The organism is Pseudomonas caspiana (genome assembly GCF_040224095.2).
Taxonomy (GTDB): Bacteria; Pseudomonadota; Gammaproteobacteria; order Pseudomonadales; family Pseudomonadaceae; genus Aquipseudomonas; species Aquipseudomonas caspiana.
In genome coordinates, this window is record NZ_CP167995.1 from 1,440,493 (window position 1) to 1,467,421 (window position 26,929).

The 26,929-nt window shown below is 63.2% G+C and carries 20 protein-coding genes, 2 tRNA genes and 2 pseudogenes; 19 read left to right on the forward strand and 5 right to left on the reverse strand.

What is annotated here, in order from left to right:
* Window positions 1-11 precede the first annotated feature (11 nt).
* Window positions 12-770 (reverse strand): hypothetical protein, encoded by a 759-nt coding sequence (locus ABRP31_RS06475; RefSeq protein ID WP_087271012.1) that lies wholly within the window; start codon window positions 768-770, stop codon window positions 12-14.
* Between the two features lie 287 nt (window positions 771-1,057).
* Between ABRP31_RS06475 and ABRP31_RS06480 the strand changes: the two genes are divergently transcribed.
* From ABRP31_RS06480 to ABRP31_RS06490, 3 genes are all read left to right on the forward strand, one after another.
* Window positions 1,058-1,133, forward strand: a tRNA-Glu gene (locus tag ABRP31_RS06480).
* Window positions 1,134-1,135: 2 nt separating this feature from the next.
* A tRNA-Gly gene (locus ABRP31_RS06485) sits at window positions 1,136-1,211 on the forward strand.
* Between the two features lie 228 nt (window positions 1,212-1,439).
* Window positions 1,440-3,371: an integrase arm-type DNA-binding domain-containing protein gene (locus ABRP31_RS06490; RefSeq protein ID WP_349809993.1), complete on the forward strand. Its 1,932-nt coding sequence runs from the start codon at window positions 1,440-1,442 to the stop codon at window positions 3,369-3,371.
* Window positions 3,372-3,437: 66 nt separating this feature from the next.
* On the opposite strand, the gene ABRP31_RS06495 is transcribed toward ABRP31_RS06490, so the two are convergent.
* Entirely contained in the window at window positions 3,438-4,088 is a 651-nt protein-coding gene (locus tag ABRP31_RS06495; RefSeq protein WP_104552495.1) for a LysR family substrate-binding domain-containing protein, read from the reverse strand.
* Between the two features lie 97 nt (window positions 4,089-4,185).
* On the opposite strand from ABRP31_RS06495, the pseudogene ABRP31_RS06500 reads away from it, so the two are divergent.
* Window positions 4,186-4,456: pseudogene (locus tag ABRP31_RS06500) on the forward strand (helix-turn-helix domain-containing protein); the annotation flags it as partial.
* Between the two features lie 48 nt (window positions 4,457-4,504).
* Here the strand turns inward: ABRP31_RS06500 and ABRP31_RS06505 are convergent.
* Window positions 4,505-5,389 carry a LysR family transcriptional regulator gene (locus ABRP31_RS06505; protein WP_039588094.1) on the reverse strand — a complete coding sequence of 295 codons (885 nt, stop codon included), beginning with the start codon at window positions 5,387-5,389 and terminating at the stop codon, window positions 4,505-4,507.
* A 946-nt stretch (window positions 5,390-6,335) separates the two neighbouring features.
* Between ABRP31_RS06505 and ABRP31_RS06510 the strand changes: the two are divergent.
* Window positions 6,336-7,092 (forward strand): annotated as a pseudogene (locus ABRP31_RS06510) (IS1595 family transposase).
* 347 nt (window positions 7,093-7,439) lie between these two features.
* Here ABRP31_RS06510 and ABRP31_RS06515 read toward each other — a convergent pair.
* A complete protein-coding gene (locus tag ABRP31_RS06515; RefSeq protein WP_349971443.1) occupies window positions 7,440-8,168 on the reverse strand; it encodes a hypothetical protein in 729 nt (242 codons plus the stop codon).
* Window positions 8,169-8,364: 196 nt separating this feature from the next.
* Between ABRP31_RS06515 and ABRP31_RS06520 the strand changes: the two genes are divergently transcribed.
* The 6 genes from ABRP31_RS06520 (at window position 8,365) to ABRP31_RS06545 (ending at window position 16,643) form a co-directional block, all read left to right on the forward strand.
* Window positions 8,365-9,243 (forward strand): M15 family metallopeptidase, encoded by an 879-nt coding sequence (locus tag ABRP31_RS06520; RefSeq protein ID WP_029996254.1) that lies wholly within the window; start codon window positions 8,365-8,367, stop codon window positions 9,241-9,243.
* Window positions 9,244-9,353: 110 nt separating this feature from the next.
* Window positions 9,354-9,614 (forward strand): PAAR domain-containing protein, encoded by a 261-nt coding sequence (locus tag ABRP31_RS06525; RefSeq protein ID WP_029996253.1) that lies wholly within the window; start codon window positions 9,354-9,356, stop codon window positions 9,612-9,614.
* Between the two features lie 59 nt (window positions 9,615-9,673).
* The gene (locus ABRP31_RS06530; protein ID WP_029996252.1) at window positions 9,674-11,119 is read left to right on the forward strand and encodes a membrane protein; all 1,446 of its coding nucleotides are present in this window, start codon (window positions 9,674-9,676) and stop codon (window positions 11,117-11,119) included.
* Between the two features lie 15 nt (window positions 11,120-11,134).
* Complete coding sequence (tssM, locus tag ABRP31_RS06535) at window positions 11,135-14,872, forward strand: type VI secretion system membrane subunit TssM (protein WP_029996251.1); 3,738 nt, start codon at window positions 11,135-11,137, stop codon at window positions 14,870-14,872.
* The gene (tagF, locus tag ABRP31_RS06540) at window positions 14,869-15,852 is read left to right on the forward strand and encodes a type VI secretion system-associated protein TagF (RefSeq protein ID WP_029996250.1); all 984 of its coding nucleotides are present in this window, start codon (window positions 14,869-14,871) and stop codon (window positions 15,850-15,852) included. The genes tssM and tagF overlap by 4 nt, the downstream gene beginning before the upstream one ends.
* Window positions 15,853-15,854: 2 nt before the next feature.
* Entirely contained in the window at window positions 15,855-16,643 is a 789-nt protein-coding gene (locus ABRP31_RS06545; RefSeq protein ID WP_029996249.1) for an OmpA family protein, read from the forward strand.
* A gap of 50 nt (window positions 16,644-16,693) precedes the next feature.
* Here ABRP31_RS06545 and tssA read toward each other — a convergent pair whose 3' ends face one another.
* On the reverse strand, window positions 16,694-17,767 hold the full coding sequence (tssA, locus tag ABRP31_RS06550; protein ID WP_033482813.1) for a type VI secretion system protein TssA: 1,074 nt from the start codon (window positions 17,765-17,767) through the stop codon (window positions 16,694-16,696).
* Between the two features lie 813 nt (window positions 17,768-18,580).
* Here tssA and ABRP31_RS06555 point away from each other — a divergent pair.
* From ABRP31_RS06555 to ABRP31_RS06590, 8 genes are all read left to right on the forward strand, one after another.
* On the forward strand, window positions 18,581-21,400 hold the full coding sequence (locus ABRP31_RS06555; protein ID WP_104551782.1) for a type VI secretion system Vgr family protein: 2,820 nt from the start codon (window positions 18,581-18,583) through the stop codon (window positions 21,398-21,400).
* A gap of 14 nt (window positions 21,401-21,414) precedes the next feature.
* Window positions 21,415-22,371, forward strand: a complete 957-nt coding sequence (locus tag ABRP31_RS06560; RefSeq protein WP_029996245.1) for a DUF4123 domain-containing protein — start codon at window positions 21,415-21,417, stop codon at window positions 22,369-22,371.
* Window positions 22,368-22,904, forward strand: coding sequence for a DUF3304 domain-containing protein (locus ABRP31_RS06565; protein WP_046736021.1), 537 nt, complete (start codon window positions 22,368-22,370; stop codon window positions 22,902-22,904). The genes ABRP31_RS06560 and ABRP31_RS06565 overlap by 4 nt, the downstream gene beginning before the upstream one ends.
* Window positions 22,901-23,053, forward strand: coding sequence for a hypothetical protein (locus ABRP31_RS06570; RefSeq protein WP_170118556.1), 153 nt, complete (start codon window positions 22,901-22,903; stop codon window positions 23,051-23,053). Before ABRP31_RS06565 ends, ABRP31_RS06570 begins: the two co-directional genes overlap by 4 nt.
* Window positions 23,054-23,106: 53 nt before the next feature.
* Window positions 23,107-23,694 carry a DUF3304 domain-containing protein gene (locus ABRP31_RS06575; protein ID WP_181110741.1) on the forward strand — a complete coding sequence of 196 codons (588 nt, stop codon included), beginning with the start codon at window positions 23,107-23,109 and terminating at the stop codon, window positions 23,692-23,694.
* A complete protein-coding gene (locus ABRP31_RS06580) occupies window positions 23,691-23,846 on the forward strand; it encodes a hypothetical protein (RefSeq protein ID WP_170118555.1) in 156 nt (51 codons plus the stop codon). Before ABRP31_RS06575 ends, ABRP31_RS06580 begins: the two co-directional genes overlap by 4 nt.
* Window positions 23,847-23,974: 128 nt before the next feature.
* Window positions 23,975-24,487, forward strand: a complete 513-nt coding sequence (locus ABRP31_RS06585; RefSeq protein ID WP_231672098.1) for a DUF3304 domain-containing protein — start codon at window positions 23,975-23,977, stop codon at window positions 24,485-24,487.
* A complete protein-coding gene (locus ABRP31_RS06590) occupies window positions 24,484-26,892 on the forward strand; it encodes a DUF2235 domain-containing protein (protein WP_104551781.1) in 2,409 nt (802 codons plus the stop codon). Before ABRP31_RS06585 ends, ABRP31_RS06590 begins: the two co-directional genes overlap by 4 nt.
* Window positions 26,893-26,929 lie beyond the last annotated feature (37 nt).

Sequence of the window (26,929 nt, forward strand, 5' to 3'; positions counted from 1 at the left end):
CCAGCGCTCTATCAGTCGTAGATGACCTTTTTCTTCCATTCCGATTCGGTTTCGTCTGCCTTCAGGCCTTCGGTCAGAGCGTTGTCGTCGTCTGCGGTTGGCGCAATGTTGGTCAGCACCATGGAGTTGGCTCGTGCCAGTTGTTTTTCCATGGCCAGCAGTGCAGCTTGATACGTCACAGGGTCTGGCTGGTTCTTCAGGTACTGTACGCCGCGTTCGAAGGCGAGACGCGCCTGCCCGGGTTGATCCTGCTGCAGTGCGGCCTGTCCCAGGTTATTGAAGAACTCAATGTGCAGCATCACCAGAATATTGCGGATCTCTCGAATCCAGTGCTTGGCTTCACTGGTTTGCAGGAAGCCGTCATGGGCCGCGCGAGTGACCTGGCCATGCAGGGCTTCTAACAGGAAGCGTACATCTTTGGCCTTGGCTTCGGTCAGGATCGGGCTGGCCGGGTTGGTCACTGCAATGGCATCGCCTTGAGCAACCAGAGTGTTCAGTTCATCGACGCGGGTTTTGAGCTGTGCGTTGTTTTTATCCAGCGCAAGCATGCGCTGCACCACGTTAAGTTCAAGACGGGTCATCAGCAGCTTTAAAGCAGGGGTGACCAGTTGGCCTGGGAACGTTTCGGAAATTTCAGCGCAACGACGCAGCCGGTCGCTGAGCTCTATCTTCGTTCGCGCTTTATCGAGCTTGGAGTTCTCTGCCACATGGTTGAGGTAACCGATCGCGATCAGGAGCGCGATGCCGGCTACTACCATCAGGGTAATCATCAGTGGAGTCACCGCGCGAACCTCTATATAGCTGTAGTCAATAATAGTGAAGAGAGTGTAGTGGCTAAGCACTATTGCGCATAGATGCACTGCTTGTAGTTTGTCGGCCAATCCTGAAATAGCTGAAGCGCGTACCGCCAAGCGGCTGGTTAAAGCAGGCGAAGTCATTGATTTAGATAAATTTTCACATTGGGGTTGACGACCCTTCAATCCATCCATAGAATGCGCGCCACTTACAGCGTAAAGCACCTAGCGAAACGCAAGTTAAGTAGTGAAGTTGTACGTGTGTCCCCTTCGTCTAGTGGCCTAGGACACCGCCCTTTCACGGCGGTAACAGGGGTTCGAGTCCCCTAGGGGACGCCATTGCGGGAATAGCTCAGTTGGTAGAGCACGACCTTGCCAAGGTCGGGGTCGCGAGTTCGAGTCTCGTTTCCCGCTCCAAATATTGATCTACAGACTTCCACTGGCATCTGTAGGTCGTTGAAAAGAGGAGCTTCGGCTCCTTTTTTTATTCCGGCAAACGCCACGGACATCCACCAACAGCCAGCGTTTTTGAGGCCAAAATTGAGGCCAAAGAATGTGGGTGGTGCCGGTTCCGGGTTGTTGCTGGGGTTGGATCGGGATGACCAGCAGCATTGAGCCTAAGTCTCATGACTTAGGAGTTTAATGATGGCACTCTCTGATCTGACCGTGCGGCAAGCCAAGGCCGCCGAGAAAACCTACAGCATCCCTGACACTGACGGCCTCGGCCTTGTAGTCGCCCCCACCGGCGGCAAATCGTGGCATCTGCGCTACTACTGGCTCGGCAAGCAAAAGCGCATCTCTTTGGGCAACTATCCCGAGGTCGGACTGCGCGAAGCACGCACCTTGCGTGATGAAGCCCGAGCGCTCGTGGCGAAGGGCATCAATCCCCATGCTGACCGCAAACAGAAGCGACGCGCTATCAAGCTAGCCTCGGACTACACGTTCAAGGCCGTCTTCGATGCCTGGGTCGAGCATCGCGCGAAGGAACTCAAGGAAGGCAGAAACAGCACGCTGTCGCAGATCCAGAGAATCTTCGGAAAGGACGTGCTGCCCAGCCTTGAGAGGATGTCGATCTACGACATTCGCCGACCTCAACTCCTGGGCGTCCTGGCGAGGATCGAGCGGCGCAAGGCTTTCACCACTGCCGAGAAGGTCCGCACTTGGCTGAGCCAGTTGTTCCGCTACGCCCTGGTCATTGTCGAGGGCATGGAGGCCAATCCGGCCACAGACCTCGACGTGGTGGCCGAGCCCAAGCCGCCGGTGAGCCACAACCCCTACCTGCGTCTGCCCGAACTGCCCGACTTCCTCCAGAAGCTCAGGCTCTACAACCCGCGTGGCTGGCAAACGCAACTCGGCATTCGACTGCTGTTCCTGACCGGGGTGCGCACCGGCGAACTGCGACTGGCTACACCGGACCAGTTCGACCTCGACCGCGGTCTGTGGATTATTCCGCCGCAGATCGTCAAGCAGCTTCAGGACGAGATGCGCAAGGCCGGCAAGCGCCCGCATGACATACCGCCTTACATCGTGCCTCTGTCTGTCCAGGCGGTCGAGATAGTGCGCTACCTCCTGGGCGTAATGCGGCCTGCCCAGAAGCATCTGCTGACGCACCGCAGCGAACTCAAGAAGCGCATCAGTGAGAACACCCTCAACGCTGCCTTGAAACGAATGGGCTACGAGGCCCAACTGACCGGCCATGGCATTCGGGGAACGATTTCTACGGCGCTCAACGAGATCGGCTATCCCAAGATTTGGGTGGACGCGCAGCTTTCGCACTCCGATCCGAACAAGGTGAGTTCGGCGTACAACCACGCCAAGTATGTCGAGCCGCGCCGCCGGATGATGCAGGATTGGGCCGACCGTCTTGACCTGCTCGAACAGGGCCAAGTGGAAGCTGCCAGTGCACATCTAACCATCCATATCGAAGGGGTGCCAGCGATGGCGGAAGGGCCGGCGGCCATCGCCGATGTTTCTGCTAAAGCTGCCGTGTCGTCCACGCCCATCGTTGTGGTGCCAAGTACTGAGGGAACCACCTTCCAGCGGCTGTCGCAGGTGCCTCTGCCCCCCACTCGAACGCCGGAACCGGAAGCATCCGCAATCCAGCGCGAGCGCAAGGAAATGCTGGCCATGTACGAGTCGCCTTGCTGCCTGCCGGTGCCGCTGTTCGGCAAGCTGGCCGGTAAGTCTGAGGACCAGATCAATCGCGAACTGAAGGCAGGCAAGCTACTGTCCATCGGCCTGGGTAATCGAGGGCAGCGTGTTCCCGATTGGCAACTGGTGCCACTCAAGCACAAGCTGACCCAGGTCCTCATGAATCAGTGCCAAGGAACGGACTCGTGGGACCTGTTCCGAATGCTGACCCGACCGCACACGGATCTGGGTGATCGCGCAGCGATCGATGTAGTCACGCCGACCAACGTGGTCGCGATCGTTCGGACCATCATGGGCGACCAGTCTTTCGAAAAGGTGCGAACGCTGCAAAGCAGTGAATCAGTAGGGGAGCGCGCACAGCAGCAACCTCTTCACCAGATTTCGGACCAAGAAGCGCGGGAGCGGCCGAGTTCGCCTTCGCTGTAACCTCTTTGCCGAGAGCAGCGATGCACGACAACGCCATAAACGGTCTATCAAATCACGCTCCTTTCTTCACCTAGAGCGCTTGTTTTTCGTGGACATCGCTACCCGTGACGCTCGCTCGACAAACCTTTCAACTGCAGGTGATAGAGCATTTGCCGATCGAAAAAGACAGGTGTAAACCCATCGAGGAGTGCCGAGGATATGACGCATGACGATACCTCGATTGCGGGCCCTGACTATGTAGCTCTGCGGCGCAATACCGATGCCATAGCCAGCCGCAACGAGTACCGTCAGAAGATCGAAGGATGTGACTGCAATACTGCATAGATGAGCACTACAATCGTCTACGCCTGCCTCCATATCAAGCCCTTCAACACAAGTATGCGGATGCCAGCAAATCAGGGGGCAACTGAAGGTTACTGGTAATGGAATAGCTTGATGTGCCAGTAATGGAGAGCGAGTGGGCAAAGCGATGGCTAATCGGTCGCGCCACAACGGCAGGACGGCTAGGGCATCGGTGGCTAGCGGCCAACCGATGCCTAGATCATAGGTTCCTCCGAGGATGCTAGTCGTGAGCTCGTCCTGAGTGACCTCTTGCAGTCGAACAGGTGTTTCAGGCTCTTCTGTTCGCTGAAGCGCAAGAAGATCGGCCAATAGTGGGGACAGCACTGCTGAAGAGGCGGCTACTGTGATCGACCGCGAGCAACAATTCTGGTTCATGGGCTGCCCCTCCGGAGTAAGGAAAAGTCACCAAACATCATGCAAAGAGTTAAGTTTAACGTGGTTTAGTTAAGCTTAATGCGTGACGCTTTCGCCGATGCAGAAGCGCACAATGAAACCAGGACGCCCGGTGGGCGCCACCACCTATGAAGCTGAACCGGCGATTGCGTTCGGTAAGGCTGTACGTGCTTCACGGATTGCGCGTGACATATCTCAAGAAGAGCTTGCAAGCCCTGCCTGCATTGAGCGCTCACATGGGCAAGATCGAGCGGGGGCAACACATGCCTACATTGGCGCTGATTTTGCGGATATCCATCGCATTGAACGACAGTGCAGCCAACCTGATGACTGCTACCGAAAGCATTCTGTACACTGACTCAGAAGGGGGAAGTGTTCGATTTGATTGCGGCGATTATCTAATTTCTGTCTTTCAAACGTGTTGTGAAGCGATCCACAGAGATTGAAGGCGCAGCACTGGCAGCTTTCAGCATGTACGTCGTAATCACCGCTGATTGATTTGCCAATGGACGGATGACGATATCAGGATGCTTGCACGGTTCCAGCTTCGCGCCAGATGCGAGGCCAATTCCGTAACCTGCCGCAACGAGAGCTAGCATAACGTCGAGCGAAGCTGCGCGCTCGATGACGTTCGGTTGCTCATCCAAGCCTCGCAACAGCTTGGTAAAGGCCTTATCGTAGCCCTCATAGGCTTGGTGGTTCCACATGATCAATGGGGCGCGGAGAAGTTCTTCGATAGGCACCTCTTTGAACGCGAGTAGCGGATGACGGGCTGGTATCACTGCAACCATTCGTGCATGCCAAATGGGTTCAGCAACAATGCCATCGCCAACCTCTTCTGTGTGGGTGAACCCAATGGAGTAATCTCCCGACCTTAGTCCATGGATGAGCTCAGAGAGCGTGACTTCTGTGAGGCGAATTTCAACATCAGGCTCCTCCTCGCGACAACGTGCAAGAAGGTCAGATAATCTGGAATCGATCGCTCCGTCAGATACTGCAATCCGCATACTTGCCCGGAAGCCCGCGGAAACCGCCTTCACATTTTCTCGGGCTTGATCCAAAGTGGTAAATAAGCGACGTACGTCCAGAAGAAATGCTTTGCCGGCATCGGTCAGCCGCGTTCCTCTTCGATCACGGTTGAACAGTAAAGCTCCCAAGTCGTCTTCCAGTTCCTTGATAGTCCTGGACAAAGGAGATTGTTCGATATGGAGGCGTTCAGCTGCTCTTGTGAAGTGCAGTTCCTCGGCCAAAACGACAAAGCAGCGCAGATGTCGCAGCTCCATCCGCAAGACTCCTTAACAGTCACAATCATCTGTGCCAACAGCAGAGGGCAAGGTTGGTTCGGTTGCTGGCTCGTATAATCGCGTAGGTTAGCGATGAATTTCCTGACGCAATTCATGATATGTCGACGAGATGCGTATCAGTTCAACCCAGGATATCTAGTATATATATATTTTTATATGCTGGCGCTGAGTAATCAGATAAATCGGTATGCAGACTGCTTAGCCCTCATTTTATTAAACTCACTCACTATCCCGAACTGAACCGCTTGATTAACATAGAGGGCTTGACTCAGGCTGCCCATAGCACATCCGTACTATTGAAACTAGAAAATCAGGTAGCTATGCTTTCAAAGATTGCGAGTTAAAAAAGCCATTTCATTACATTTAAGAAAACAGCTTGGTTAAAAGTTATTAAAACAGCCGTTGCTGTTTATTGTGTTCCCTGAGCTATGCTGCTCTGACGCTCTATTGCTAAATCGTGTTCTCTCGTGACGAATAACCAACTCCAGCAGAGCTATCACCTGATCGGGGCGTTCACGTCGACCGGTCGCATAGAAGGCGATCAGATAAAAACAACAGGCCAGGATCAAGGGCGCCCACAGCATGAAACTACTGTCTTGCTTGGCTAGGATAGTGACCAGAGGTAGCGGCAGCTGCAAAAGCTGGGAAGATGCCGATTTTTCGAATATCATCGACCAGAAGCGCGACTCGTCCGTCAACAATACTCCAGTGATGCTTATATTGTAGCAATCCATGCTCAAGGGTTATTTTGTCAAATTCAGCTAGCCTTACGAGAAACTGAGCGTCGTCCAAAAGATCGCTCTCCAAACGTCTCAATATAAGTGCAAAGCTTTTCCTGATTAGCCCTGACCTTCAGCCGCCAGTCGCAGGATCTGCGCCGCGCCTTGTGGATGCTGCTGTCACTCGAAGCCAATGAGGTGGCCTGATGAGCATCAATGCCGTGCAGTTCCAAGCGGGATTGTCGATGCCTGAGTTCTTCGCGTCCTACGGCACCGAGGCCAAGTGCTATCGCGCGCTCTACAAGTGGCGTTGGCCGCAGGGCTTTCGTTGCCCTGTTTGTGCCGGGCGCGTGCGCTCGCGTTTCAAGCGGGGTGCTGCGATCTACCGATGCCTACCTCGGCGGTGAGCGCAACGGTGGCAAGGCTGGACGCGGATCAGAGAACAAACAAGCGTTCCTGATCGCGGTGCAGACCGATGACACCTTCACCGCACCGCGCTTTGTGGTGATCGAGCCGGTGCGCAGCTTCGATAACCCCTCGCTGCAAGACTGGATTGCCCGTCGCCTGGCGCCCAGGTGCGAGGTCTACACCGATGGGTTGGCCTGCTTCCGTCGGCTGGAGGATGCCGGTCACGCGCACACCACACTCGATACCGGTGGCGGGCGTGCCGCGACCGAAGCAACCGGTGCGCGTTGGGTCAACGTGGTGCTTGGCAATCTCAAACGCGCCATCAGCGGCGATCACGCCATCGCGCAAGGCAAATACGCAAGGCGGTATCTGGCTGAAGCCGCCTATCGTTTCAATCGTCGATTCCGCTTGCGCGAGATGCTGCCGCGACTTGCCACGGCCATGATGCAATCCAACCCATGTCCAGAGACGGTTTTGCGGGCAGCGAGCAATTTCCATGGCCGAGAGTCGGGGCTAATCAGGAAGCTTTTTCTCCGATGTTGCCGAAAGAATTGATAGAGCCCAATGCTGAGGGTGACAAAGTAAAGCAGTGCAATAAAGAGCAGGACCCAATTGGTAACCTGCATTGCACCGATCATCTTCACGACTGGCGCATCTGGCCCATAGCGATACCACGCTGCAAAACATAGAATCACGAGAATCGTGATCAAGAAACTGATCATCAGTCAGTTTTCGATTTTCTTCAGCCATTCAGATGGCAAAGAAGCAAAGTTTTTGTCCTCGGCAAGAGTCATCTCTTCAAGTAACTGGAGTGGGCGTTTCATTCTCGTGGCGGCGCAAGATAGCGCAGCGATGTGGCGCCCCTGTCTGCAGTGGGAAGGACGCGCTTGCGATGCGCCGCGTCAGTGCGCCGGACAGGCCGGATCTTTGCCGGTGAGCGCTGCGCAGATATTCTTACGGCACTCTAGGCCCGCCATCGTGTTGGCGCCGGGACATTTGCGCAATTGGGTCTGCACGTTGGAGCTGGTCGACGCCGAGTGCGAGTCGATCGCGTCGAATGCCGCGTCGGTCTCGGTCGCGTTCTTGCTGTCCTCGGCCTGGATCTTGGCGATCAGCGAATCCATTGAGTCTTGTTTTGTCGCCGGCTTTTCGTCGCGCTTGATGATGCCCATCAGTGTGGCCAGCAGGTCGCTGCTATCGTCCTGTACGTGCTTGCCCTTGGCCGGTGCAACGCGTGGCTTGCGTTGCGAGGTGGCCGCTGCCGGCTTGGCCGGCGCCGCCGCGGCGCTGGCGGATGAGGCGCTGGGCAAACCGTCGACGGCGCGGGTCGGATCGCTGGCGGCGTTGTCGTCTACGATCATTGCGCCGCCCTGCGCCGGTGTGGCGGCGGCGCCGGCAACCGATGTGGGATTGGCCGGAGAGACGGTGTCGGTCGCCTGCACGGTGGTGTAGGCGTCGAACTCGGCGTCGGCCTCGGCACGTCCGGCATTCCAGCGCAGCGCCGTGAACGCTGCGCCCAGCAGCGCGACTCCGAGAACGACGATCAACACCAAGCGGGTGGGGAGGGCGCGCGGCGCCTTGGCATGGACGCTGGACCGCGCGCTGGTTGCGCGGCCTTCCATATCAGCCAAAATGCGCCCGGAGCCGGGCGGCTGGGTTTGTCCCTGGCCTGAAAGAAGACTCGGGCGACTCGGGCGATTTAATCCGCCATTATTCAAGTGCAATCCAGCCCTTGTTCGGCGAGCGCCGTGGATTCGTCTATATTCATTCTAGTGCTTGGCGCCGGCCCGTCAACGGCATAGGAATCAGCAGCGTCAGGGGGATGTAGTGGCAGTCGTCGTTGCGGGCGTGGTGATCTTCCTGCTGGTGGCGTCTATCGCCTGCTGGCTGCTGTTGTTTCCGGATGTGCTGGAGCGGATGAAGGCCTGGTTCGGGGATCGCCTGCGCGGCCTTCGGCAAGGTGCCGGGCGGGTCCGCCAGCGCGTGGGCCGCAGCGCTGGCGGAGTCGGCGAGAGGGTGCGCGGCGGTATTTGCGGGGTGACGGATTTCTTTCGGCGTCATCGCTGGGTCATCCTGTGCGCGACGCTGTTGTTGCTGGTGCCGCCGAGCGTGATCCTGCTGGTCCGGCAGAATGTGGCGCTGGAGGATTTCCGTTCCGAGGACATGAATGAATCCAGCAGTATGGTGGCCCAGCTGCTGCGCGGCGAACGCTTGGTGCCGCCGCCTCCGCCGCCGCCGGAGGTATTCGCCACCGAGGAGATCCGCCGCACCCGCCCTGAGATCGTCACTGCGGACCGGCGCTGGGAAAACATCAATGCCGACCTACAGCAGCGCGTGCTCGCGATCTACGAGGTCATGCGTCGCCAGTACGGTTACGAAATGGTGCTGGTGGAGGGCTATCGCAGCCCGGAGCGCCAGGCCGAGTTGATGGGCGACGGCCGCGCCACCCGCGCCGGCGCTTGGCAGAGCTGCCACCAGTACGGCCTCGCAGTGGACAGCGCTCCGCTGCGCGACGGCAAGCTGCAATGGGACATGGGCGATCCGTTGACCAAACGCGTCTATTTTCTCTACGGCGAGCTGGCCCAACAGGCAGGGTTGGAGTGGGGCGGTAGTTGGCGCAGTATCAAGGACTATGTGCATGTGGAGAAGCTGGAGGCCTGCCGCAGGGCGCGCGACGCCAAGCGCGCCGAATTGACCCAAGGGTGAGCTGGCGCTGAACTCCTGCTATCTTCTCCTCCGTGGCGGCGATCACGCGCCATGGGGCGAATGGCGGCGAGCGGACCGGCCCCGGGGCAACGACCATGGAGGTAATACTGATGTCACGACCTTTTATTCTTGTGGGCGATCAGCTTGATCATGGCGGCAGCGTGGTCACCGGTTCGGCCGAAACCGATGTGGACGGCAAGCCGGTGGCGCGTATCGGCGACAAGGTGGTGTGCAGGGTGCACGGTCAGACCGAGATTGCCAGCGGGGACGCCACGGTGATGATCGACGGCAAGCCGGTGGCCCGGCATGGGGACAAGACCGCCTGCGGGGGGGCACTGATTTCCACCCAGGGAACGACCGGCATAGGATGACGAGGCAAGGTGATTCGGCTCCCGTCGATGCCTAATCCACTCATGGAGCGAGGATGCTAATGTCCGGAATTGTTCGGAACGCGTTGTCTGCGGCCGTGTCTTTCGGTGTTGCGTGGGGTGGTTCGATCTTCTATTGGCGCAGCAGCGGCACCACGCCCAACGGCATGGAGATGCTGACTTATCTGGGCATCCTGCCTGCAAGCCTACTGGGCGGCAGCTGGCTGCTGCGCGATATGGGCCGGCGCTCGCTGTCGCGCGCCACCGACGCCGCAGACAGCGCTGCGGCAAAGGCTGTCGAGCACAGCGATTCCAAAGCGGCCGCTGCGAGTTCATCTTCTCTGGAGGCGCCGCCGGCCACCGGCGCCAGGCCGGCACTGCTCGCCGGTGCGGTGAACTTGGCCCTGGGCCAGCAGCCGCAGGCCATTCTCGCGCTGCGCGGCAATCTGCCGCGGCCTGTGCTGCACAAGCAGTTCCGCGACCGAGACGGGCTGCCGGTTTTTGTCGTGCAGGTGCCGGACCTGGCCACATCGGACGCGGGCGCCAACGAGCGCCCGCTTGAGCATCACACGCGTGCCATCGCTCTGCTCGAACCGATCGCCGAGGCGCTGTTGCTGGAGGCTGCGCAGGCGCTGCCGCCGCTGCCCGAGGCCCAGGACCGATTGGTGGCCGGGCTGCGTCACCGGGTCGAGGCGCAGGTGCAGAACGTGCTGCGCATTGAGCTGTGGCTGCCTGCGGACTGGCCCGCGTCGCTGCACCAGGCGCTGGGCGACTGGATGCTGGAGTCCGCCAGCGAACACGGCCTGGATCCGCGCCGCTTCGGGGTGGAGGTCATCCCGATGGCGGGTGCCGACCATGCATGGTCGCGGCTGCAAGGACTGGCGCGTGGCGCGGAGTCGGCGGTGGACGGCTGGCAGTTGATCATGGCCTGCCATTCGACGATCGATCAGGCGCAGATCGAGCAGATGCTCGAAAGCGGGCGGCTGATGACGCGCCGTTCGCCCGACGGACGCGTACCCGGCGAGGGCGCCAGCGGAATCTTGCTGGCGAGCGGGCCGGGCGCGTCCGGCGACGTGCTGCTGCATCCGCTGCAGCGCGTAGGCATGCCGTTGGACAGCGGCGCCAAGACCAGTGCGCGCTTGACCGGAGAGCTGGCGGCGCAGACGCTGCAGCGCGCCGCGCTCGCTCCCACGCAAGTGGACCTGGTGCTCAGCGACGCCGACCACCGTGCCAACCTGGCGGCCGAAGCCGCTGCCGCTGCCGCGCTGGCCTGCCCGGATCTGGACACCGCCTTGCAGTGCCTGCCGCTGGCCGCCGCCACCGGCGATCTGGCCGCGGTGCAACCGCTGGTGATGCTCGCACTTGCCCACGCCCATGTCGCCGCCGGGCGACAAGCGGTGCTGATGCTGGGCGTTGATCAGGCAGGCCTGCGTATTGCCACGCTCGTCAGCCATCGTCTTTCCCCCCAGCAAGATACCGACGTCGGCGCCGTGCCGGCGTCCGCCTAACCGGAACAGCGCCCGATGTTTAGCAATCTCAGTTATTACCTTCGCGACTACCGCCTCTGGATGGTTTTAGGCTTGCTCGCCGCGGGCGCAGTCGCCTACTTCGGCGCCGAGGGCTTGCGCGAAATCGGCCTGTGGGTGGCGGTCGCGCTGGCGGTTTGCCTGTTGATATGGCTGCTGGTGTGGATCGTGCGCCGAATCATGGCGCGCCGCGCCGCGCGCAGCCTGGATGCGATGGTGCAAGGCGAAGCCGACCGCGCGGTCGCGGCCGCGCAACCGGCTACTCGCGCCGACACCGAAGCGCTGCGCTCGCGCATGTTCGAGGCGGTCAAGGCGATCAAGTCCTCGCGCCTCGGCGTGCTCAAGGGCAAGGCGGCGCTGTACGAACTGCCGTGGTACGTGATCATCGGCAATCCGGCGGCTGGCAAGAGCACCGCGATCCTCAATTCCGGGTTGCAGTTCCCGTTCGAGGACAATCGCGGCAACGTGATCCAGGGCATCGGTGGCACGCGCAATTGTGATTGGTACTTCACCACGACCGGTATCGTGCTCGATACCGCCGGTCGGTATTCGGTCAGTGTCGAAGACCGCCTGGAATGGCTCACCTTTCTCGCGCTGCTGAAAAAGCACCGGCCACGCGCGCCGATCAACGGCATCATCATCGCCGCCAGCATCGCCGAACTGTCCGGTAGCAAGCCCGAGTTCGCGATCGAGCTGGCCAAGAACCTGCGCCAGCGCGTGCAGGAAATCACCGAGCGCCTGGAAGTGTTCGCGCCGGTGTACGTGGTGTTCACCAAGGCCGACCTGATCGCCGGCTTCTCCGAATTCTTCCACAATCTGGATCCGTCCGAGCGCGAGAACGTGTGGGGTGCGACCCTGCCCTATGATCCGACCGCCGATACCGATGCGCTGGCCGCGTTCGACACTCATTTCGACGAACTGGCCGAAGGCCTCAAGGAAATGAGCCTGGCGCACATGGCGATGCAGCGTGGGCGTCAGGTGTCGCCGGGCCTGCTGACACTGCCGCTGGAGTTCGTCGGCATCAAACCGGCGCTGCGCACCTTCATCGCCACTCTGTTCGAAGAAAACCCCTATCAGTTCAAGCCGGTGTTCCGCGGTTTCTACTTCAGCAGCGCGTTGCAGGAAGGCCATTCCGTGCACCACGCCTCCGAGCGCGTGAGCCGCCAGTTCGCGCTGCAGGCGCGTGCGCAGCCCGGCGAAGCGGTGCCGTCGGGACAGACCGCTTACTTCCTGAAAGACCTGTTCCGCAAGGTCATCTTCGCCGACAAACAGCTCGTCCGGCAGTACTCCAGCCCGCACCAGAACCGCCTGCGCTACGGTGTCTTCCTCGGTGGCGTCGCCGTGCTGGCGTTGGCGCTGGGTCTGTGGACCTGGTCGTACACCACCAACGTGCAACTGGTGAACAACGCCACCAAGGATCTGGATCAGGCCGTGCGCGTGCAGGCCAACCGGGTCGACTTGCAATCGCGCATCGACGCGCTGCTGCTGTTGCAGGATCGGCTCGAGCAGCTGGACCGCTACAAGCAAAAGGGCGGCATCACCTCCGGGCTGGGCCTGTACCAGGGCGGCAACATCCGCAAGAAGCTGCTGGCCGAGTACTACAACGGCGTGCGCCAGGTGATGCTTGAGCCGACCACCGCCAATCTGGAGTCGTTCCTGGGGCAAGTGGTCAGCGAGCGCGACAGGCTCGGCAAGTCGGCCGGCCCGCAGCAGGCCGCGCAGCAAGACAGCGTGCTGTATCAGGACGCGTCGCCGACCGATACCAACGACGCCTACAACGCGCTGAAGACCTACCTGATGCTGGGCAACCGCAAGCACGTGGAGAGCGCGCACCTGACGCAGCAGCTGACCCTGTTCTGGCGCGGCTGGCTGGACGCCAATCGCGGCCAGATGACCCGCGAGGAGATGACCCGCGCGGCCGAGAAGCTGATGACGTTCTACGTCGCCCAGGCCGAAGACGCGCAGTGGCCGCAGGTGCAGACCAAGGTCACCCTGGTCAACGACAGCCGCGCGGCGCTGACCCGGGTGATGAAGGGCCAGCCGGCGATGCAACGCGTGTTCGCGCAGATCAAGGCGCGCGCGGCGGCGCGCTTCCCCACGGTGACGGTCAACGCGCTGATCGGCGAGGAAGCCAACAGCGGCGCGATCACCGGCAGCTATGCCATTTCCGGCGCGTTCTCGCGCGAGGCGTGGGAAGAATACGTCAAGGACGCGATCAAGGAAGCGGCCAATACGCAGCTCAGCACCACCGACTGGGTCCTGGACACGAGCGAGCAGAGCGACCTGTCGCTGGCCGGCAGTCCTGAGCACGTCGCGCGCGAACTGGTGAAGGCGTACAAGCAGGAATACGCGCAGGAGTGGCGCAAGTTCATCCAGGGCGTCAGCGTGGCGCCGTTCCAGGGTTTCGACCAGGCATTGTCGCGGATGAATCGCATCGGCGATCCGGCCAACTCGCCGTTGCGCAAGCTGCTGGAAAAGATCAACGAGCAGACCATCTGGGACAACCCGATGGCCGACGCCTTATCGAAGAAGGCGTCCGGCGGGGCCGTCGCCTGGTTCCAGCGGGTGATCCTGCGCAGCGATCCGGCCGACGCCCGCAAGGCTGAGCAGCAGCCGGTCGGCCCGATCGGCAAGACCTTCGAGGGCCTGGCGCGGCTGATGACCAAGCGCAAGGACGAGCCGGCGGTCATCGATGCCTACTTCGACAAGTTGGCCAAGTTGCGCACGCGCATGAACGCGATCAAGAACCAGGGCCAGATCGGCGTCGGCGCGCGCAAGCTGATGCAGGACACCTTCAGCAACGAAGGCTCCGAACTCAGCGCCGCGCTGACCCTGGTGGACGAGCAGATGCTGACCGGGCTGGATGAAACCCAGCGCGACGCGATGCGTCCGCTGTTGCTGCGTCCGTTGACCCAGACCTTCGCCGCGCTGGTGCCGCCGACCGAGAACGAGATCAACCGGGTGTGGGCGGCGCAGGTCTACGAACCGTTCCGTAACGGCATCGGCCAGCGCTATCCGTTCAACCTCAACACGGACGTGGATGCCGCCCCCGGCGACGTGGCTGCGATCTTTGGCGCCAGCGGCGCGATCGCCGCGTTCAACAAGGACGCACTCGGCACCCTGGTGATCCAGCGTGGCAACCTGCTCGAATCGCGGCGTTGGGCGGGCATCGGCATCGCCTTGTCCAGCGAACTGGTGGCCAACTATGGCAACTGGGTCAGCGGCCAGTCCGGCGCGGTGGCCAAGGACGTCAGCATCTTCGAGATCCTGCCGACGCCGGCGGTAGGCGCGATCGAATACACCATCGACATCTCTGGCCAGACGCTGCGCTACCGCAACACCCCGCCGCAGTGGATGACCATGCAGTGGCCGAACGCCGGTGCGGTGCCCGGTGCCAAGATCACCGCGGTCACCAGCGACGGGCGCAGTGTCGAGATGTTCAATGCGCCTGGCGACAATGGCCTTAGCCGCTTGATCAAGGCAGCCGCCCAGGAACCCGTGGACGATGCCACCCGTCGCTTCACCTGGAGCGACCAAGGCGTGTCCATCAGCGTGCAGATGCGCATCGTGCAGAGTGCCGGCAAGGCTACCGGGGGCGGCGACTGGCAGCGTGGCCTGCAACTTCCGGCGACGGTGGCCGGTAGCCCGACAACCGTAGGTGCCGATGCGCCAGCGGCCGCTGCGCCGCGCGGTCCGGTTCCGGCGGGTGCACCCGCACAAGAAGGTGGCCAATGAGTCGCGAAGTCAGTGTAGGCGTTTCCTACTTCGGCAAGGTACCTTCCCGCGGCGATTTCGTGCGCGCGGCCGACAACCATCAACTGCTCGGCTGGCTCGACCGCTGGGCGGGCCTGAGCGTGGATCTGCTGAGCCAGAACCCGGACTGGAAGCGGCTCTACGACGAAGCGCCCGACATCCACTACGCGTTCCTGGGCTCGCGCAGCAAGATGGTGCTGTGCGGGCATTTCCAGCCCAGTCGCGATGCGTCGCAGCGCCGCTTCCCGTTGCTGTCGGCAGTCCGTCTGGAGGCCAGCGAGCCGCTGTCGTTCATCGCCCGCAGTCCGCTTGCGATGTCCAAGGTCTGGTCCGGGCTGTCGCGGATGGCCAAGCAGGCGATGGTCGCGGACGATGCGGGCCCGGCGCTCACCGCGCTCGCCGACACCCGCTACACGCTGAGCACCGACGCGTCGGCGTACAACGCCACCTTCAACGACTTCCTCGATATCCAGACGGTCGGCTCGATCGAGGCCTTGCTGCGCGCGGCCGGCCATCCCGACGTGTCGTTGAAGAAACTGCTGTCAGCACTGGGCCTGCTGCTGCAGCCGATCCTCGCTGGCGGCAACGTGTCGGTGGACAAGGCGCTGGAGCTTCCGCTGGTGCAGGACGCGCTGTACCGGCCGCTGCTGGCCGCGTTCTGGCTGGACATCGTCGCCTGCTTCGTTGCGCGCGGCGATTTCGAACTGGCGGTGCTGATCCGCAACGATGCTGCACCGCGCATGCTGATCGGCTTCAACGGTGCCGACCACCAGGCGCTGCGCGCAGCGCTGGATCCGCGCCAGGCCGGCGATTTCCTCATCCGCGTGCAGGACGCCGATTGGGTCGAGGACTACCTGCACAGCGATTACAACCTCAACAAGCTAGCCAGCTATCTGGATCGGGACGACCTGGCATTGAAGACGGCCCGCAAGTTGTTCGGCGAGACTTTCCTGGGGACATGAACATGCGACACCTGAGTGCCAAATCCCTCGCCCTGAGTGGCCTGATTACCGTCTTCGCCGCGTCTGCACAGGTCGCCGCGCCTGCCACGAGCGCTGCCGGCGAACGCCCGGCGGTCGTGGAGGGCGTGGTGCCGGATCAGGCCACCAAGGCCCGCATCCTGAAGAAACTGCAGGACATCTACGGCAGTGCCCGCATCGTCGACCGGGTGCAGGTTGAATCGATTCCGTCGCCGCCGAACTGGGGCGAGTACGTCGCCAAGATGGTATCGCCTGGGCTCAAGCGCGTCTCGGCCGGCAAGCTCGAGGTCAACGGCCAGGCGGTGCGAATCAGCGGGCAGGTGATCAACGAAGCGCAGCGGCAACAGGTCGCCAGCGACCTGAGCCTGGCCAGCAACACCTCCTACACGGTGACCAACAGCCTCAAGCTCGGCGGCTCGGAACAGGGCGTGCTGGACCAGACCCTGGGCAACCGCATCATCGAGTTCCAAAGCGGCAGCTCACGGCTGACGCCGCTGGGCATGAGCATCCTCGACGAGATGGCGGAAAAGATGTCGCAGATGAACGACGCGCGCTTCCTGATCATCGGCCACACCGACAATGTCGGCCAACGCGAGAGCAACCTCGCGCTGAGCCAGGCGCGCGCGCAGGCCGTGAAGGACTACATGGTGCAGAAAGGCATCGACGGCGCGCGCATGAACGTGCAGGGCAAGGGGCCCGACGAACCGGTGGCCGATAACACCAGCCCGGACGGACGCGCGCGCAACCGGCGGATCCAGTTCAAGATCCAGTAGGCGCCCAGGCAAGCGTCCCCGCTGCGCGCGGGGACGGCGCGGGTTCATACCTATTGGTCCAGGTTCTGGTTGACGTCCAGCATCTCTTCCATCTGATTGAGCACGCTGTCGTCCTTGATCACCCGCTTCAGCCACACGTGCAGCGGCATCTCGCCCCAGCGCGCGGCTTTTTCGGCCAGGTAGGCGACGGGGCTGTGCGGTTCGGTACGCCGGAAGAATTCGGCGACCCGACGCAGCTGCGCCAGCGCCTCCTTGCGGGTGGTCGGTGCGCTGCCAGGCTCGCGTAGCGCCGAGGGTGCCGGAGGCGCCGCGTCCTTGGTCGCGGTCGAGTCGAACTCGATGTCCGGCATTGCGTGGTGGCCGGCATCGGCCTCGCCATCCAGCAGCAGCCCGGCATCGCGGGCGAACCGCGCCACGGTACGTTGCAGATGTTCCACCTGCTCGCGCACCGCGCTGAAGCTGGGTCCGTCGATGCCTAGGCGCTCGTCCACCGCCGCCTGCAGCGCCTGCAGCGTTTCGTCGCAATTGAGTAGCGCATCGACCAACTGCCGGTAGAAATCGTGAGGCGTATCGCGCCGTGCGGCCTCGAGCAGCTCCAGGCTCGGCTGGCCTTCTTCGTCGCCGGATCCGGGATTGGCGCTGCGTGTATGCGCGGCCTCGAAATCGTTGAGACCGAAACGGCCTTGCGGTCCCGATGCGATCGGCACCGCACGCAACCACTGCAACGAATTAGTCAGCAGCCAGCTCAGGTTGCCGATGCGCTCTTCGTGGTCGCCGTCGACGACCAGGGGGTGCACCTCGTCCCAGTACCGGTCGCACAGCCCGGCGATCAGCCGGTAACCCAGCGCCAGCCCGGCGAAGCCATCGATCTGGGTGATCGCCTCGGTCAGCCAGCCGGCCAAGCGCAGATCCTTGGTGCGCGTCTGCAGCAGATCGCCGCACTGGCGGGCGACGCTGGACCAGTCCGCGTACTTGATATCGGTCTGCCACTCCCCCTGGTCCAGGGTTGGATCGTCCGAGCGCCTGGCTTCCTGGATCCGATCGAACTCGATGGAGAAAGACAGGTCTTCGCCGGCCGACTGCTTGTCGGAAATCGGCGTCAGCAGGACATCCAGATCCAGCATGACAGTTCTCGTCGTTGAGGGGGCGTTGGGAATTCTAGCGTGCCTGGGGTGCGGCGGCGGGTCAGGTTTTTCTGCAAAACCTTAGGGCCGCATCCATCCACAAGCAGCTCGCGCCCCTCTTGCCCGTGCATGGTGCAGGCAGAGAGGGAGAAGTGAGTTCGATCAATGGCACGACAGCGTGCGCGCAAGAACTGCCCTATGGTTTGGACCTGTCAGGCGACCAGCCGGCACCGACCCTGCTGCCGACGATCCTCCTGCCGGCATCCACTCATGGACCACGCTGCCCTCCTGGTTTATTGTTCGTCGCGCCCAGTTAATCTTGCGCTTCCGTGTGCCAGGGGAAACCCCGCAGCGCTGCCCGACCGAAGCCATGGAGCGTTTTCGAATTGGATATGCCGGCAAAATGCAGCTGGCGCAAGCTCGTCATGGAAGCGGACTTCTTCATTTTTCCAAGGAGAGTGATCATGCGAACGCGTATTGCCAACAAGCCGTCCGTGGCCTTCGTCGGCCCGTCGTGGTTGCCGCTGCTGCTGGGCGTCGCTGACCCTGCGCGAAAAAGGCTTCTAAGCAATGGCCTATGCGCTGAGCCTGTTCGCGGCGATCGCGGTTCAGAAGAACACGCGCGACAACGCTGGCACGTCGTCCGAGCTGCCAGGATTGCCCGAGCAGCACTGAGCCGACGGTGCCGGTCCGACGGTACGCCGCGAGGGCGGACGGTCCTGCCCACGGCAGCGTGCATCTGTTAAATTCGCCCCACAGGGGCAGGAAACGATGTTGTCCGGGGAGGTCTGGCCCGGGGACAGAGGTATTGTGATGGAAGCACTGAATGCGTTGATGTGTCAGGGGGCCTTGCTGTCCGACAGCGGTCGCCTATACCGCTTGCAGCTGCCTGGCGGGGATGTCCAGGTGGTGGAGCGCTGGAGCGGGTCGGAACGCCTGAGCGAGGGGTTCGTGTGGTGGGTGGACGTGCTGAGCACGCAGGCGGGCTTGCCGCTGGAGGCGTGGCTGGGGCGTCGCGCGACGCTGTACACCCGGCTGGCCCATGGCGGCGAGAGCCCGCGCACGGGGCTGATCCACGAAGCGTACGAACTGGGCAGCGACGGCGGGCTGGCGCGCTACCGGGTAGGCCTGGTGCCGTGGATATGGTGGCTGTCGCAGGGCCGGCACAGTCGGGTGTTCCAGGAGCGCACGCTGGTGCAGATCGTGGAAGCGGTATTCGCCGACTACGCGCCGATGGCGAGCTGGCAGTGGAGCGAAGAGGTGAACGCGTTCCTGGCCCAGGCGCGGCCGCGCAGCTACTGCGTGCAGTACCGCGAGAGCGACCTGGATTTCGTGCAGCGGCTGCTGGCCGAGGAAGGGCTGGGCTGGCGGCTGCAGGAGGCGGACGAGTCGCCCGGCGGGCACCAGCTGGTGGTGTTCGCCGACAGCGCCGCGCAACCGCAGGACCCCAGTTCGGCGCAGGGCGGCGGGCTGCGCTACCACCGTAGCGACGCCACCGAGGCGGCCGACAGCGTGCTGGCGATCGGCGCCACACGGCGGCTGGGCAGCGGTCGGCTGACCGTGCTCAGCGAAGACTTCAAGACGCGCCAGGCGCGCAGCGCGCAACTGCCGCTGCACGGCGGCGGCAGGCAGTCGCTGCGCGAGGTGTACGAGCCGGTGGGGATGGACGCCTTCGCCAGCGCGCAGGCAGCAGACCGCTCTGCGGAGTTGATGGCGCAAGCGCAGGAGGCGCAGTGGTCGCCGTGGCAGGGCCGCAGCACGGTGCGCACGCTGCGCGTCGGCACCTGGTTCACGCTGACCCAGGCGCCGCAGCAGGGGCAGGCGCCGCCGGCGCAGCTGCTGCTGACGCGGGTGTGGCATGCGGGCATCAACAACCTGCCGGTGGACGTGCGCGCGGCGGTGCAGGCGCAGCTGGGCGCCGCGCCGGTGTGGCCGGACGCCAGCGCGGTGGCCGCACGCAGCACCTGGGCGCAGGCCGAGGCGGTGGGCTACGGCAACGCCTTCGAGGCGGTGGACCGGCAGCAGCCGTGGCGGCCGGTACTGGCCGACGGCACCGGCGCGCGGCTGAACCCGCGGCCGACCGCGCCGGGCTACCAGAGCGCCATCGTGGTCGGCGCCGATGGCAGCACCGGCGGCAGCCAGGAGGTCTATGCCGACGCGCTGGGCCGGATCCGGGTCAGGTTCCACTTCCAGCACGAGGCCGGCGGTGCGGCCGCGCAGGACAGCACGTGGCTGCGGGTGGCGCAGCGCTACGCCGGCCCGGGCGTGGGCAGCCAGTTCCTGCCGCGCATCGGCCAGGAAGTGCTGGTGGGCTTCCTGGAGGGGGACATCGACCGTCCGGTGGTGCTGGGAGCGCTGTACAACGGCAAGGGCGAAGCCGGCGTTCCCGCCACCCCCGGCGGCGCCAGCGCCGAGGCCGACACCCGCCTGTATGCCAAGGCCGGCGACGGCACACCCAGCGCGCAGGGCAACCTGGCCGGCGGCCACGCCCCGGCCTGGCACGGCGCCGGCGGCGGCGATGCGGCGCACCGCAACGCCACCGCGCTGTGGGGCGTGCAATCCAAGGAATGGGGCGGCGCTGGCCACAGCCGGCTGGTGTTCGACGACAGCGACCAGCAACTGCGCTTGCAACTTGCGACCACCCAGGCGGCCACGCAGCTGAACCTGGGGCACCTGATCCACCAGGCGGACAACTACCGCGGCAGCTTCCGCGGGGAAGGCTTCGAACTGCGCACCGACGCGTGGGGCGCGGTGCGCGCCACCTCGGGGCTATGGCTGAGCAGCTACGCGCGCAGCGGCGGCCCCGCCGGCGAGGCGACCCAGCCCAGCGCATTGCTGACCCAACTGCAGACGCTGGGCAAGACGTTCTCGCAGGCGGCGGGCACGCACCAGACGGTGAAGCTGGCCGCGCACGAAGGGGCAAAGAAGGCGAACCAGTCGCAACTGATCCCCGACCAGGCGCCGCTGCAGGCGTTGCTGACCAGCGTGAAGACCACGGTGCCGGGTACGGCCTACGCCGACGCCAAGGGCGCGGCGGCCGAGCGCAGCGCCAGCCCGGGCGCCGGCCGCGTACCGCACACCGGCGATGCGCTGCTGGGCCTGGCCGCACCGGCGGGGATCGGCGTGGTGGCCGGCCAGGGCCTGAGCTGGAGCGTGGGCGAGACGCTGACGCTGGCCAGCGGTGCGGGCAGCGAAGCGGCCATCGCCGGCGACGCGCGCCTGCACAGCGGCCAGGCGATCGGGGTGCTGGCGGCGGCGGTGGACGGCGGGCAGACGCAAGCCAACAGCCTGAGCCTCGTCAGCGGCGAAGGCGCGCTGGACGTGCAAGCGCAGTCGGACGAAGTGCGCGTGCAGTCGAAGGAAGGCTTGAAGCTGATCAGCGCCAACGCCGAAGTGGAACTGGCGGCGGGCAAGACCATCCACCTGGCGGTGGCAGGCGGGGCCAGCGTGACCATCGAGGGCGGCGACATCACCGTCGCCTGCCCCGGCACCATCACCGTGCAGGCCAGCAAGAAGTCGTTCGTGGGGCCGGTGCAGCGCAGCGCGCCGCTGCCACTGTTCCCGCAGTCGGTCTGCGTGGAATGCATGCTCAAGGCGGCACGTGCCGGCGCGCCGTTCGCCGTTCTCCAATAAGCGCGGCGGCCACCATGAGCAGTTCCATCGACTTCGCCTACGACCGTCCCGATGCCTCGCAACAGCAGGCGCTCGCCGCGGCGATCTGCGCAAGCCATCCATCCTGGGCCGTACTGGATCTGGCGCTGCTCGATGCCACCACGCTGCATCGCCGCATGCAACGCAACCGATGGACGCACTACAACGCCTATGCCGCCTCCAGCTTGGCGGCCTTTGCCGAGCATGCCGTGTGGCTGGTGGCGCTGGACACCGAGCCGGCGGCGCATGCGAAGCAGATAGCAACCCTGTTGAACTGGACGGCCGGTGCTCCCGCGCTGAGCTTCCTTTACGGCGTGGCGGAACCGGCACAGCTGCAGGCGCTGGCCGGCTATCTGGCCAAGATCGCCGTGGAGGAGCGCAAGCAGCCGCTGCATTGCCGCTTTGCCGACACCCGCGTGCTGCCCGGCTTGCTGCGCCAGCTGGATGCCGCGCAGCGCAGCCGCGTCCAGCAGGCGATCGAGGACTGGGGCTGGATCGACCGCCATGCCGCCTACGCACGTTGGCAGCCCGCTCCCGGCGGTGTGGCCGCCGATAGCGCCGCGCACCTGCGGCTGAGCGCCGCACAGTTCCGCGCCTTGCGCGCGGCGTCGGACGCCGATGCGATCTTCGTCCTGTTGCTCGAACAGACGCCCAGCCTGGTTCCCGCCGAGCGGCGCGGCCAGTTCCACGCCCGGCTGTGCGCCATCCTGGAGACCGCGGACAGTTACCGCGTCCACGATCCGCACAGCCGCCTGCAATTCGTGGTGCTCAGCATGACGTGCGGCGAAGGGTTTCACCGTCTGCACGCCCTTGCCGACACCTGGGCGGGGGTGCAGGCCGGCGAGCACACGCTGGCCGAGCACATGCCGCTGTGGGACAGCAAGGTGTGGGAGCAGCTCGACGCCGACCCGCCGCGGCACGATGGCAGCCCGTTCGGCGAGCAGACCGCATGAGCGCGCACAACAGCCTTCGCAGCGCCTTCGGTTGTGCCGCGCTGGTCGCGCTATTGGTGGCCTGCAAGGCCGAGCCTTCCACAACGGCCGAAGCGAGCATCAGTCCGTACAACCATACCGAGGACTACATCCACGAGCTTTATGTCGATGGCCAATGGGGGGGGAATTCCTATCCATATGGCGGCGGTGGAAGCTTCGTCTGCTGCATCACCTATCCGCGGCAGTGGCGCCCGGGGCTCACCGCCAAGGTTCGTTGGACGACATCGAGTGGCATTCCCGGCATTCGCAGCGAACCGGTCTGGCATGAGAAGGTCGTCCCCATCGAACGCTATGAGAAACCCGGGACGACGCTCAATGTCCATTTTCTGCCGGAAGGGAAGGTGCGGCTATTGATCTGGAACGGCGCGGCCGGATCGAAAGGCTACAAAGGCCCCGATGCACCGGTCAAACCCGAAGGTTGGCCGCCGCTACCGCCGCCGCCTACATTGCCGGACGAAAAATCCGAACACACCGATGCGGAGCACCAGCCATGAGCGACTTCAAACCTGTGTGGTACGCGGTCAAGCGCCTGCACGATGGTGCGGTGGACAGCTGGTATTTCGAGACACGGGAGCGGGTGACGCTGACCGCGCGCATGCTGCCGAACGGCCACCAGATCCTGTACTTCCGTCCCACATACTAGCGGCGCACTCTGGTGCACTGAATTCCTGCAACCAACGCACCACTGCTTTGCCAATGCAATACGAGGACATGATGCAACACCACGATAAATACCAAGCTCATAGCAGAAGCTGGCGTACCATTGCCCGCTTGCTGGCCGCGCTGATGCTGATGTCGCTATTGGTCAGCTGCAAGGCCGAGCCCTCCACAACCGCCGAAGCGAGCATCAGTCCGTACAACCATACCGAGGACTATATTCACCAGCTCTATATCGATGGACAGTGGGGCGGGAACTCATATCCATTCGAGGGAGGGGGAAGTTTCGTCTGCTGTGTCACTTATCCACGCCAGTGGCACCCAGGACTGACCGCCAAGGTTCGTTGGACGACATCGAGTGGCATTCCTGGCGGAGATGATGGAACACCAACATGGCACGAGAAGGTCGTCCCCATCGAACGCTATGAGAAACCCGGTACGCGGCTCAATGTCCATTTTCTGCCGGAAGGGAAGGTGCGGCTGCTGATCTGGAACGGCGCGGCCGGATCGAAAGGCTACAAAGGCCCCGATGCACCAGTCAAACCCGATAACTGGCCGCCGCTACCGCCGCCACCGATATTGCCGGACGCAAAATCCGAACACACCGATGCGGAGCATCAGCCATGAGCGACTTCAAACCTGGGTGGTACGCGGTCAAGCGCCTGCAGGATGGCGCGGTGGACAGCTGGTATTTCGAGACACGGGAGCGGGTGATCATGACTGCGCGCGTGCTGGCAAACGCCGATCATGCCATGCATTCCCGGCCCGTGTCATTGTGACGCGCTCTGGTTCCACGACTCCTGCACGCAACACGCTGCCGCTGCTTCGCCACAGCAATTACGAGGACACGATGCGACACCATGATGATGACCAAACCCGTAGTAGAAGCAGGCGTGCCGTTGCCCGCATGCTGGTCGCGCTGATGCTGCTCTCACTGTTGGCCGCCTGCAAAGCCGAGCCGTCCAAAACTGCTGAAGCGAGCATCAGCGCCTACAATCATACCGAGGACTATATCCACGAGTTCTATATCGATGGTCAATGGGGTGGAAATTCCCGTCCTTACGGTGGTGGGGGAAAGTTCACTTGTTGCATCACCTATCCGCGTCAGTGGCACCCGGGGCTCACCGCCAAGGTTCGTTGGACGACATCCAGTGGCATTCCCGGCGGCAACGACCTCACAGAAACTTGGCATGAGAAGGTCGTCCCCATCGAGCGCTATGAGAAACCCGGGACGACGCTCAATGTCCATTTTCTGCCGGAAGGGAATGTGCGGCTACTGATCTGGAACGGCGCGGCCGGATCGAAAGGCTACAAAGGCCCCGATGCACCAGTCAAACCCGAAGGTTGGCCGCCGCTACCGCCGCCACCGACATTGCCGGACGCAAAATCCGAACACACCGATGCGGAGCAGCAGCCATGAGCGACTTCAAACCTGGATGGTATGCGGTCAAGCGTCTGCAGGATGGTGCGGTGGATAGCTGGTATTTCGAAACGCGGCAGCGGGTGACGCTGACCGCGCGCGTATTGCCCAATGGCGACCAGATCCTGCTTTTCCGTTCCACGCCGCAGCAGCCCTATCTGTCCAAGACGTGGTCGTCCGCCTACGAATGGTTGCCCACCGCCAAGCCTGGCGACCATTGGGACAACGATAAGTACGGTGCGGCGGCCGACGGCAAGACCGAGTTGCCGGGCAAGTTCTCGCGCAGCCAGCGCAAGCCCAGCGCGCGCGAACTGAGCCAGCGCGCCAGCAAGGCCTGTCTCTCGTCGGTGGACGGCCTCAGCTGTACGCGCGAGATCCATGTGGCGATCTTCTTCGATGGCACCAACAACAATATGGAGCGCGATCGCCCATTGCAGGGGCACTCCAATATCGTCAGTCTCTACGACGCGCACAAGGAAGACAGGGTCGAGCATTTCCGTTATTACGTTCCTGGCGTCGGGACCAAGTTCAAGGAAATCGGCGAGCTCGCCGAGGACGCCACCGGCAAGAGCATGGCCCGTGGCGGCGAGGATCGTATCCATTGGGCCTTGACCCGGCTTTATAACGCGGTCAATACCTCGGTCAACGGCTTCGACTTGCTGGACGAGGCCGAAACCAAGGACCTGGTCACCGGGGTGTTCTCCGGCCTGCGCACCTGGTACCGGCTCGGCGATGGCAAGATGGAATCGATCTTCCGCGACCTGGATCAGCGCCTGCTCAAGCAGGTGGCCGACAAGCGGCCGACGATTACCAAGCTGCATCTGTCGGTGTTCGGCTTCTCGCGCGGTGCGGCCGAGGCGCGGACCTTCTGCAACTGGCTGGCGCTGGCGACCCGCGGCAAGGTGGGGCTGGCGGAGGTCAACCTGCGCTTCCTCGGCATCTACGACACGGTGGCCTCGGTGCTGCTGGCGGATTCGTCGCCGGTCGGCAGTGGCCTGTTCGACTGGGCCAACAAGACCATGCGCATCCCCGAGGTCGAGGGCGCCGTCCACTACGTGGCCGGGCATGAAATCCGGCGCTCGTTCCCGCTGTCCACCGCGCGCGCTGGCGGCAGCTGGCCGGCGCACGCCAAGGAATACGTGTATCCCGGTGCGCACTCGGATATCGGCGGTGGCTACTCGCCGGGCGACCAGGGCAAGGCGCGCGGCGGGCGATCCAGCCTGATGTCGCAGATACCGCTCAACGACATGTACTTCGATGCCAGCAATCGCGGTGTCAAGCTTCGTCCATTGGAGCTGTTGCAGAAAGAAATCCGCAACGACTTCAAAATCGATCCCTCCCTCGAAACCGCTTTCTCCGCCTATCTCGACTGGACGCCTGCCAACGAAACGGGCGAGAACCTGTCCGGCACCAAGCGCGGGGTGATGGAGAACCGCATGGAGCAGCAGATGCAGCGCTACTGGCGCTGGCGCGCGTCCAAGCGGGACACAGCGCAGTTCCGTGCGATGGCGAGCTACCAGCACGCCACGGCGCAGGACCGCACCGATCTGGAAGAAGGCAATCTGGACTGGCAGGCCGATATCGCGCATGCGCGCACGGCGAGCCAGCCATCGAGCTACACCTTCTACTCGCAAGGCATGTCGCATACGGTGCAGGTGCCGCCCGACCCCAGCAGGACGCAGCGCGATCTGCTGGCGGCGGTGGACGACACCACACCGATTCCGGGCGAGGTGGATCGCTTCTTCGACGACTTCGTGCACGACTCGCATGCCGGTTTCTGGCTGCTCGGCCCGGTCTCGCAGGCGGACAAGAACGCCTTCGCCAACGAGATACGCAAGAAGAACGCACAGCATGCCGCGCTGCTCAAGGCGGCCGATGCCGCCGCCGAACACGGCATGTTCGAAGGTGCGGTGCAGGCGCGCCAGCAGGCCGAACGCTACGCGCTCAGCCACTTCGAGCAGCGCGTGCTGGCGCAGAACCCCAAAGCCAGCGACGACGGCAATCCCGCCACCATTCCGCTGATGACCGACAAGGAAGCGGCGGACCTGCGCGCCAGTGCCGGTTTCGATGGATGGATCGTCCGCAATGTGCTGGGCACCGCGACCCGGCGCGAGGCCAATGGCCCCGGACACTACCGCCGCGTGTTCGACCGCGACCACGAAAGGCTCCAGCTCGTGGACGAAGCCGTGTACCAGGGCGAACGCCTCGGCGACGCGGCCAAGGACGGCATCGACGATGCGGTCGAATCCGCACGGCAGGCGGCCGCCGCCGCCAAGGAGCGCGCGCAGCGCGCGGCCGGCCAGGCGGTGGACAACGCCATCGATGCGGCGGGCAGAGCGGCCCGCGAAGCGCTGCAAGACGGCTTGAAGAAGATCATCCAGCCGAGCGGGCCCACGCTTTATTGAGTGCGCTTGCGAACAGGCGCAGGCGGACCAAGTGTGG